The organism is Chitinophaga sp. (genome assembly GCF_036569125.1).
Classification (GTDB): Bacteria; Bacteroidota; Bacteroidia; order Chitinophagales; family Chitinophagaceae; genus Chitinophaga.
In genome coordinates this window covers 1-6843 of record NZ_DATCRF010000779.1, presented here as the reverse complement: position 1 = coordinate 6843, position 6843 = coordinate 1, and the positions used below count along the sequence as shown (strand labels likewise).

Annotated in this window: 6 protein-coding genes and 1 pseudogene; 4 read left to right on the top strand and 3 right to left on the bottom strand. The window is 48.3% G+C overall.

What is annotated here, in order from left to right:
• The 3 genes from VIM87_RS28760 to VIM87_RS28750 form a co-directional block, all read right to left on the bottom strand.
• Nucleotides 1-727 (bottom strand): SprB repeat-containing protein (locus VIM87_RS28760; protein WP_332000319.1); only part of this gene is annotated, 727 nt, incomplete at its 3' end.
• 263 nt (nucleotides 728-990) lie between these two features.
• Nucleotides 991-1893, bottom strand: coding sequence for a hypothetical protein (locus tag VIM87_RS28755; RefSeq protein WP_332000318.1), 903 nt, complete (start codon nucleotides 1891-1893; stop codon nucleotides 991-993).
• Between the two features lie 145 nt (nucleotides 1894-2038).
• Nucleotides 2039-3022 carry an acyl transferase gene (locus VIM87_RS28750; protein ID WP_332000317.1) on the bottom strand — a complete coding sequence of 328 codons (984 nt, stop codon included), beginning with the start codon at nucleotides 3020-3022 and terminating at the stop codon, nucleotides 2039-2041.
• A gap of 99 nt (nucleotides 3023-3121) precedes the next feature.
• On the opposite strand from VIM87_RS28750, the gene VIM87_RS28745 reads away from it, so the two are divergent.
• The 4 genes and pseudogenes from VIM87_RS28745 to VIM87_RS28730 form a co-directional block, all read left to right on the top strand.
• On the top strand, nucleotides 3122-3577 hold the full coding sequence (locus VIM87_RS28745; protein ID WP_332000316.1) for a hypothetical protein: 456 nt from the start codon (nucleotides 3122-3124) through the stop codon (nucleotides 3575-3577).
• A 107-nt stretch (nucleotides 3578-3684) separates the two neighbouring features.
• Nucleotides 3685-5223, top strand: a complete 1539-nt coding sequence (locus VIM87_RS28740) for an acyl-CoA carboxylase subunit beta (RefSeq protein ID WP_332000315.1) — start codon at nucleotides 3685-3687, stop codon at nucleotides 5221-5223.
• A 94-nt stretch (nucleotides 5224-5317) separates the two neighbouring features.
• A complete protein-coding gene (locus VIM87_RS28735) occupies nucleotides 5318-6154 on the top strand; it encodes a UbiA family prenyltransferase (protein ID WP_332000314.1) in 837 nt (278 codons plus the stop codon).
• A gap of 104 nt (nucleotides 6155-6258) precedes the next feature.
• A pseudogene (locus VIM87_RS28730) lies at nucleotides 6259-6843 on the top strand (M42 family peptidase); the annotation flags it as partial.

The window sequence follows — 6843 nt, the reverse complement described above, 5'->3', positions numbered from 1 at the left end:
GGTTTGCCACAGCGGCTGTTTTATAGTTACCGGGGCTCCAGGTATAGTCATAAGGCGCCTGCCCGCCGCTGATCTTAATGGAAGCAGTGCCGGTATTGCTGTTACTGCAGGAGGGTGTGCTGCGTGTTTCTGTAATGACCGTTTGCTGAATTTCCTTTGACAGGCCATCGATCAATACACCCACCCCCACCTTGCTTTTGTTGCAGGGCAGCGTAGGGTATGCCCACAGGGAAATGTATTTATAATCTTTATGCGGGGTAAAAACCGCCGTATAGGCTTTCCAGTTCTGGTGGGTAAATGGGCCGGACGACCATAACATTTCTGCCGTATCCTTTGGGCTGCTGCCCCCGAAAATAGCCAGGTTGCCATAGCAGGTGTAAAAAGAATAAACCGTTACAAAGGCCAGGTTCAGGGATAGGGTATAACGTAAACCTGCTTTCAGGGGGCTTTTCAGCACCTGTGCAATACCTTCCACCTTATCAGGGCCGCTATGCATGCCTACAAAATGCTGCCCGTCAACCGGGGTCAGTGTAACTGAAAACATGCCGGGCTGCACATCCGGCGTGCCGCTTATTTTATACCAGCCATGTGGTACTACATCTTTCCCGGAAGGCGTTCCCTCAAAGGATGCATTTTGCAGCGGTATGTTTTGCGCGCATAGTGGCAGCGTAATGCCAATAAGCAACAGGAACAGCAGTGTGATGGTGCATAGGTTACGATCTTTCATAAAGATTGGTATGCGCCCTTATGGAGGGTGCGGTAATTATTCACTGTATGTAATCAGCAAATAGCTTAGGTAATATGGTTATGGTGGCGGCTAAACCGCTTCTCTCGAATGTTGTGCTCCCATTGAATGGGAATAATGAATCCGATAAAAGTACAAATAAACGGATAGGGAAGTATTTACTACTTCCAGTAAAAACGGGCGCAGTATGTTAAGGTTTTCTTAAAAAGCCCTGCTGGCGGGCTTTGCAGAGGAGCGTCAGGATGTTATTTATTGATGTCTGCAATATTTACTTTGCGGGGCTCGCCGGTTATGATCTCTGTGGTAGTGGTATACACGCGGTCGCCATTGCCATAGTCCAGGTACATTTCAAGCGGTAATACCACCGGTGCGTAAGACCCTTCAATGCGCATTTTCTCAATCTGGATCTTGTACTTGTCCGGTATTAAGCCATAGGCATGGAACAGGGTATGCGGCTCCATCGGGATCCATACATGTGCGGTAATAAGGGAATGATTGGTGCCCTTTGCATTTACACGGGGATCGTCTTTTGTGTTCTGCGCTACATATTCCTCACAGGCCACGCCGGCTACCACCTTTTTGGCGCCGGTTCTTATAAGCTGGCTCAGGTAGCCGGTTTCACCGGGAAATACGGGTTCCATATTTTCCAGGTCCAGCTTTTCCTTATCACCGCTGGCTACTTTATTAATAGCGGTAATGCTCAGCTGTGATTCCCGCTGAAAATCTGCATAGAAGTGGTAACGTGCAGAGGTGCTTTTGCTTAACATTTGTATGCTGAACTGCGGGGCCTTGCTGCTGTAGTAGATCACAATATCCTGCCCGCCGTCGGCTATTACCTGGTTACCCTGCAGGGCAGTGCTTTCCTGGTACACGGCTACATCAAATTCGTAAGTAGAATCAATGGTTACTGCATCATCGCCGCCAATGATCAGGGATGGGTTGGGTTTATGCGCAGCTGCCGCTTTCAGCGGGTCGCCCTCCCCTGCTTCTTCTCCATCAGCTTTTGCATGGGCGGTTTCGTTCTCCGCAGGTACTTCAGTAGTGCTTTTAGTGCCTTTTATTTTATCTGTCATTTTCTTTAACCACTGGGCCTGCACGGGAAGGCAGCATATGGTTAACCATATCAACAAGAGTAGCGGCTTTTTCATAGGAATATTTCAGCCGGCAAGATACAAATTATAAAAATATCAAATGTTAAATGTAAAATCTTAAATGTAAAGTGGAATGTCGCGGTATTATTCGCAGCATTCCACTTTTACATTTTACATTTAATATTTTGCATTTTACATTCCTTCAGCTCACCATCAGGCTGCAGCCGCGCAGTGCAGAATTATCCAGGCGGCCCAGCACCTCAAAGCTGCCATCTGCATGCAGCCTGCCAATATCTTCCGTGGCAATGAACGCGCACGAATACACGTTGGCCAGGTCTATTACATTTATTACACCGGCAGCCTGCGTGGTGAACAGCTGAAAGGGATCATTTTCATCGCGCAGCAGTATCTTCATCCAGGGCGGGGTATTAAAAATGCCTTTGCCGTAAGAGTAGGCCTGCGACAACAGCTCCGTCATACCATATTCCGCATGCACAGCGCTTACGCCCAGCCTTTCCTGTAAAAAGGCATGCACCTGTTCGCGGGTCCACTCCTCCCGCCGGCCTTTCATGCCGCCGGTTTCCATTACAATGGTATGCTGCAGGGAAAGCCGGTACTTTTCCGCAAAGTCAAGCAGGCCAAAGGTTACGCCTATCAGCAGCACCTTTTGCCCGCGGGCTTCCAGCTCCTGCAGCTGGGCATACAGCTTTTCATGCTCATACAGGTAAAAACCGCTGCCGGCATGGCCGCTGCGGCGTATCATTTCCTGCACCATTACTACCAGTGAGGAATGTTTACGTTCCAGGTAAGAGGGCAGCAAACCTACCACCACATAATCCGTTACCGGGCCATAGAACTGCTCAAAGGCCGTTATAAAACTGCGTTCATACAAGCCGGCATCTTTTACCAGGTGGCGGCTGTTAATGGTTTGCGTGGTGCCGCTGCTTTCAAACACTAATTCCGGCTCAAACTGTCCGCATACCACGGCATGCGTTTTAAAGAACTGTATGGGTAAAAAAGGAATATCCGTAAGGGTTTGTACATGCCGCGGCTGTATATGCAGCGCATCCGTGTACGCCTGGTACAGGGCATTGTGCCGGTATTGGTAACGGAACAGCTCCAGCGCGGCGGGGGTAAGGTCTGCCGCCTGCATATTAAAATCGGGTACCGGTATATTACCGTTCATGTATCACTTTTAAAAACCGCACAAAGTTACGGCGGCTCAGGTAACAAAAGGCAGGCAAAACGCGTTATTAATATAAATAAATTAACGTACGTTTGTTATATGAAGAAAATACTTTTATTATCCACGGTAGTTTGCCTGATTTTCATGGCCTGTTCAAAGGATGGCGGATCAGGTACCAAGCCTACGATAACCTTCAAGTCTTATTCTATCCCTTTTATTGTTGACAGCCTGGTAGATCAGTTTGACGCTACTTTCCAGGTTGCAGACGGCGACGGGGACATTCAGAACAAATTCAATTTCCGCATCATTTTAGACAGTGATCCCTCCACGCTGGAAGATTCTGTTTTTGAGCCCCGGCAAATGCCCAATATAGGCGCCCACAAAGGCAGTAAGGTAGATGCGGAAGTGATTTATACCCTGCTGGCATCCGATTTCAAGTTCTACGATCCCAATACCAAACCGGATAGCCTGCGCATGCAGGTGTTTATAGTGGATGATGCAGGACATAGCAGCGATACCATTACCACTCCCAAGCTGGCAATACTGAAAAATTAGTTCCAGAATATTTCACGTAGTTTGTGAAAGGATTCCTTTTTTACGGGAATCCTTTTATTTTTTAGCTTTACCCACTTTTTAAAGGCACCATCGCAAACAACTCACGTATGGATAAAACTGCACAACTACACAATAAGATAGCAGAAGCAGCCCTGGGCGGCGGCGAAACCCGTATTGCATCCCAGCATAAAAAAGGCAAGCTTACTGCCCGCGAAAGACTGCAGCTGCTGCTGGATGAAGGCTCTTTTGAGGAGCTGGATATGCTGGTAGCTAACCGCAACCGCGGCCTTACCGCTGAACAGGAACAGTTCCTGGGCGATGGGGTGGTAACCGGCTACGGCACCATTCACGGCCGGCTGGTATACGTGTTTTCCCAGGATTTTACCGTGTACGGCGGCAGCTTATCAGAACCGCATGCCCGCAAGATCTGCAAGGTAATGGACCTGGCTATGCAGAACGGCGCACCCATGATAGGGTTAAATGACAGCGGCGGCGCGCGCATACAGGAAGGGGTGGTAAGCCTGGGTGGCTATGCAGATATCTTTTACCGCAACACCCGCGCATCCGGCGTAATACCGCAAATATCCGCCGTAATGGGCCCCTGTGCCGGCGGTGCCGTATACTCCCCTGCCATTACAGATTTTATACTGATGGTGGAGCAAACCTCCTACATGTTTGTAACAGGGCCTAACGTAGTAAAAACCGTTACGCATGAAGAGGTAACGGCCGAAGAGCTGGGCGGCGCGCAAACCCATGCCACCAAAAGCGGCGTTACGCATTTTGCCTGTAATAATGAAGTAGAGTGTATCCAATATATAAAGCGCCTGTTAAGCTATGTGCCGCAGAACTGTGAGGAAGATGCGCCGGTATACCCCTACGAGCCGGCAGATGAGAGCCGGGAAGCGCTGAACAGCATTATTCCCGAACATCCCAACCAGCCTTATGATATGAAAGAGGTGATTGAGCATATCACCGACAGCGGCAGTTTTTTTGAAGTGCACAAGGATTTTGCAGAGAACATTATTGTAGGCTTTGCATTGATCGGCGGCCGCAGCATAGGCATTGTAGCCAACCAGCCCGCCCACCTGGCCGGTGTGCTGGACATACACGCCTCTGTAAAAGGCGCCCGCTTTACCCGCTTCTGCGATGCATTTAATATTCCGCTGTTAGTGCTGGTAGATGTGCCGGGCTTTTTACCGGGTACCGACCAGGAATGGAATGCCATTATCACCAATGGCGCTAAACTGTTATATGCATTAAGTGAAGCAACCGTGCCCAAAATAACTGTTACCACCCGCAAAGCCTATGGCGGCGCGTATTGCGTAATGAACTCCAAACATATTGGCGCTGATCTGAACTTTGCTTTTCCCCAGGCAGAGATAGCGGTAATGGGCCCTAAAGGCGCGGTAGAGATCATTTTTAAACGGGAAATAGATGCCGCCCCGGATCCGGAAGCGCGTATGAATGAGCTGGTGGCGGATTATACAGAGCGGTTTGCCAACCCTTACCTGGCCGCAGAAAAGGGGTATATTGATGAAGTGATCATGCCGGACCAAACCCGCATTAAACTCATGAAAGGCTTTAAAATGCTGGAGAATAAAGTGGTGAACATGCCCCGGAAAAAACACGGCAACATTCCTTTATAAATGTGCGGATATGCAAATATGCAGATGTGCAGATGATTATAAATTGCACCAATAAATTTGCACATTTGCATATCTGCACATCCGCACATTGACTATGTTACGTTCATTATTCAATTTTTTAATTTTCAGCTCTATTTATATTTCCCTGTGCGCAGTATTAATGGTATGGCAAACCAATGCGCTGCTGGGATTGCATTACGACTATTTCACGTATAATGCCTTTGTTTTTTTTTCCACCATTTGCAGCTATAACTTTCACTGGTACCTTACACCGGCGGAGTACTCTACCTCACAGCGTATCCTGTGGGGCGCGCGGCACAGGACCCTGCAGGTAGTGTTTTACATTGCAGGCGCCATTGGTGCGCTCTGGTTCTTCTGGCAGCTGAAAGCGCACTGGCTGCCGCTGGCCGGTGGCGCAGTGCTTACCTTCCTTTACACGGCGCCCAAATTACCACAACGCATCTTTGTATGGCTGCGCACCATAGCAGTTGGCAAAACACTGTTCCTTACTTTTGTATGGACCTATGTAACTACGCTGCTGCCGGTGTTTATAGCCGGTACGCCGGTTACCATGGCCGCTGTTTACCTTACGCTGCACCGGTTTTTCCTGATCTATGCCATCTGCATTTTGTTTGATTACCGGGATGTGGAATCTGACAAAAAAGAAGGCATCCGCAGCCTGATCACTATTCTTTCAGAGAAACAGCTGTTCCTGATCTATTACATATCCCTGCTGCTGGCAGCTGTAAGCGCCTTGCTGTTATGGCCTTTAACAACACCCACCATCATTGCAACCTTATTGGCGCCGGTGCTTATTACCGGTTTGCTTACCAAAAACGCCAGGTATAACCGCTCCGACTATATGTATTATTTTGTACTGGATGGGTTGATGATGCTCTCGGCAATGCTGCACTTAGCTATTAGCTTTTAGCTTTTAGCGCTTAGCATTTGGTGACGGTGTTCTGCTAAAAGCTAACAGCTAATAGCTAACGGCTAAATGTATTTTCCTATTTTTGCCGGATAATCATGCAGAACATGGCTAAAAAACAAAAAACCGTACTGACTAAAGAATCAATGACCTTTCTGAAGAATTACCTGAACAATCCCTCCCCTACAGGGTTTGAGAAGGAAGGTCAGAAAATGTGGCTGCAGTATGTGCAACCCTATATTGATGAGCAGATCGTAGACGCCTATGGCTCTGCAGTAGGTATCATTAACCCGGATGCGCCTTTTAAAGTGGTGATTGAGGCCCATGCAGATGAGATCTCCTGGTTTGTGAACTACATTTCAGCAGAAGGTTTGATCTATGTGATCCGCAATGGTGGCTCTGATCAGCAGATAGCGCCCTCCAAGCGGGTGAACATTCATACAGAAAAAGGTATTGTAAAAGCCGTATTCGGCTGGCCCGCCATCCACACCCGTAACCGCAACCCGGATGGTAAAGAGCCGCAGCCCAAAGTGGATAATATTTTCCTGGATTGCGGCGCCCGCTCCAAGAAAGAGGTGGAAGACCTGGGTATTCATGTAGGCTGTGTGATCACCTTCGAAGATGGTTATGAAGAGCTGAACTACGATTATATAATTTGCCGCGCTATTGATAACCGTATTGGCGGTTTTATG

Bases quoted from the DNA above. Each gene is read 5' to 3' on its own strand.
- VIM87_RS28755 (WP_332000318.1), bottom strand. From the start codon at position 1,893: ATGAAAAAGCCGCTACTCTTGTTGATATGGTTAACCATATGCTGCCTT.
- VIM87_RS28735 (WP_332000314.1), top strand. From the start codon at position 5,318: ATGTTACGTTCATTATTCAATTTTTTAATTTTCAGCTCTATTTATATT.
- VIM87_RS28745 (WP_332000316.1), top strand. From the start codon at position 3,122: ATGAAGAAAATACTTTTATTATCCACGGTAGTTTGCCTGATTTTCATG.
- VIM87_RS28740 (WP_332000315.1), top strand. From the start codon at position 3,685: ATGGATAAAACTGCACAACTACACAATAAGATAGCAGAAGCAGCCCTG.
- VIM87_RS28750 (WP_332000317.1), bottom strand. From the start codon at position 3,022: ATGAACGGTAATATACCGGTACCCGATTTTAATATGCAGGCGGCAGAC.